The organism is Microcystis sp. LEGE 08355 (assembly GCF_015207185.1).
GTDB classification, from domain to species: domain Bacteria; phylum Cyanobacteriota; class Cyanobacteriia; order Cyanobacteriales; family Microcystaceae; genus Microcystis; species Microcystis panniformis.
On sequence record NZ_JADEXI010000685.1, the window covers coordinates 1 to 2,276 of the forward strand.

Sequence of the window (2,276 nt, forward strand, 5' to 3'; positions counted from 1 at the left end):
GTAAAGCTAAATAATCTGAGGTTTTAGATACCAGATGATAGAGTTGATTAAAACTCAGTTTTTGGGAGTTTTCAAAGAAATATTGGCGATAATGGTAGTTAGCTAGATTGAACAAATTTTTTGACAAAAAGGCATAATGGTCGATTTCTGACCAGAAGGGATGGTTTTGACTGATAATATGACGTTCAACTAGCTTCATATCTTGATTATACCTGATAACGTTCTTAAAATCTATCGGTGGACAAAGTTACTTATTTTAGTTATCTAGCTACAAAAATGAGTAACTTTAAAAAGCTTTAGGTAGGTTTTTGGTTTCTGTGGTTAACCCCATTTTTCCCTATTCTAAGCGCACAATCTCTCCACCTCTGGCTAGAGATAATTCTGCTGCCTGGAGGATTTTGACTAATTGGGTCCCTACCGATCCCGAAGATACAGGAGAATTGACACCCGTAGCCACCGACTCTAAAAAATGTTCGCACAATGCTTTTAGGGGTTCACCATCGGCAATAGGGATAGATTCCGTCTCCTGTCCCCGGGGAATAAAATAGGCTTCCTGACGTTCAAAATAGCCCTTTTGTCGGGTTAAAGGCGATCGAGAGTCTAATTCATTGAAAATTAAAGTCCCTTCGCTGCCAACTATCCCTAAGCGTCGCTGTTTATCGGGATTCAACCAACAAAGGTGAATAGTCGCTTGAAAACCATCGCCATAGATCAGGGTTAACCAGACTAAATCGGCTAGATTAGGTTGTAGCCAGAAGGTTCCCCTCGCCTGAATCAATACGGGTGTACTATTTAGCCAATGATTAAAAATCGAGATATCGTGAATAGCTAGATCCCACAAAGCGGACACATCCTGACGAACCGGACCCAGGTGAGTGCGAGTGGCATAACCATAAAGAGGTTTACCGATGCCACCGGATTGCAGGACTTTTTGTCCAGTGATAACGGCGGGATGAAAAAGATAGGTATGATCAACTAATAAAATACGCTGTTTTTGCGCCGCTAATGCCGTTAATTCGGCACATTCTTGGGGATTGAGGGTTAAGGGTTTTTCGGCGAGGACGTGATAACCTAAATTAAGAGCATCTTTAATCAGGGGATAATGGCTGATGGCAGGAGTAACAACGACTACGGCTGAGATTTCGGGATGATTGCGAATAGATTCCCAGTCATTGGCTAAAATAACCTTATTAGTATCGAGATTAAATTGATCGCGACAGAGACGGAGTTTTTCAGGAGAGGAGTCAACGATTGCCACTACTTGTGCTGAGGGATGTTGAGAAAAATGACGGACGTAATGCACTCCCCAACGTCCTACCCCTAAAATAGCGATTCCTGTGGACATTTTGCTTACTCAGATAAATCAATCTAGTTTATTTTAAAAGGATTAGGCACAATTGTTAATTGATTCTGAGAACTGGAAGGGATTATGTTAAAATTTTTTATCGATCGAGGGGGAACTTTTACCGATATCGTGGCGATAATCGATCGACCAGAAATTATTGAACGACTAGCTAGAGATGCCGCTAGATTTCTGATTGTTCCCCTTGCCGATCAACAGTGGATTGTTCTCTATAAACTGCTCTCGGAAAATCCCGAAAAATACCCAGATGCAGTCATTCAAGGGATTAAAGATATTAGCGGTTCCCTAGATAACATCGAAGGGATTAAAATGGGAACAACGGTAGCCACCAATGCGCTGTTAGAAAGAAAAGGAGAGCGCACGGTTTTGTTAATCACCAAAGGGTTTAAAGATGCCTTGAGAATTGGCTATCAAAATCGCCCCGATATTTTTGCTCGTCAAATTATTCTTCCTTCTTTATTATACGAACAAGTTATCGAAGTGGTCGAACGCTACGATAGTCAAGGACAAGAATTAATCGCCGTTAATCCCGCCCAAGTTAAAGCCGATTTAATACCAGTTTATCAAGCGGGTATCCGAAGTTGTGCGATTGTTTTTATGCACAGTTATCGTTATCCCGACCACGAAAAACAAGTGGCAGCCATTGCCGAAGAAATCGGCTTTACTCACCTAGCCATTTCCCACCAAGTCAGTCCTTTAATGAAGCTGGTATCCCGGGGAGATACCACAGTAGTTTCTGCCTATCTATCGCCAATTTTACGCCGCTATGTTGATAGTATTAGCCAGCAATTACCGAAGACTAGCTTACTATTTATGAAATCCGATGGCGGTTTAGTCACCGCCGATAAATTTCAGGGCAAAGATAGCATTTTATCCGGTCCCGCGGGGGGAATAGTTGGGGCAGTACAAACAC

At 42.0% G+C, this 2,276-nt stretch carries 2 protein-coding genes and 1 pseudogene; 1 reads left to right on the forward strand and 2 read right to left on the reverse strand.

Translation table 11 applies throughout. The features are described 5' to 3' along the window. Positions 1 to 199: pseudogene (locus tag IQ242_RS22890) on the reverse strand (RNA-guided endonuclease TnpB family protein); the annotation flags it as partial. Between the two features lie 138 nt (positions 200 to 337). After that, positions 338 to 1,345: a Gfo/Idh/MocA family protein gene (locus tag IQ242_RS22895; RefSeq protein WP_193961531.1), complete on the reverse strand. Its 1,008-nt coding sequence runs from the start codon at positions 1,343 to 1,345 to the stop codon at positions 338 to 340. Positions 1,346 to 1,429: 84 nt separating this feature from the next. Between IQ242_RS22895 and IQ242_RS22900 the strand changes: the two genes are divergently transcribed. Next, a partial coding sequence (locus tag IQ242_RS22900; RefSeq protein ID WP_193961532.1) for a hydantoinase/oxoprolinase N-terminal domain-containing protein occupies positions 1,430 to 2,276 on the forward strand: 847 nt, incomplete at its 3' end.